At 43.7% G+C, this 430-nt stretch carries 1 protein-coding gene; it reads right to left on the reverse strand.

The genetic code is table 11. The features are described 5' to 3' along the window. A partial coding sequence (locus tag AC1DKR_RS21245) for a hypothetical protein (protein WP_478035141.1) occupies positions 1-407 on the reverse strand: 407 nt, incomplete at its 3' end. Between the last annotated feature and the right edge of the window lie 23 nt (positions 408-430).

Here is a 430-nt window from a genome sequence, read left to right on the forward strand (position 1 = left end):
GCTTCAGCTACACCGAGCACAATCGGCGCAACCTTCCTCACCTTCTGGGCGACGGCACTTTCCGGCAGAATATCGGATTTTGAAGTTGCAATGACCGCAAAGTCGAAGCGGCCTAACTCATTAATGTCATCTTTCGCAATATTCGAGAATACAAAATTTACGACATTCTCGTCGATTTTTATCTGGTTTGGCGATAGTACCTTAATTCGCTCAAGTGCGTTTGCTTGTGCCAAAGCTAACTTTGCTACGATGCCGTGAATCGGCAATAAATGAGGGTAATGCTTATCGGTAGATGGTGCGTTAGTGATTACTGTAGATATGAAAAAACCGTCTTGTGTAGGGTCATTCAATAGCAGTAAATTGGCGCCAATTTCAGCCCCGCAGCCGATCAGTAGGCAGGTCTTCATTTACATTATCCTTAATATAAAAA

Source organism: Stenotrophomonas sp. 01N47 (assembly GCF_056399165.1).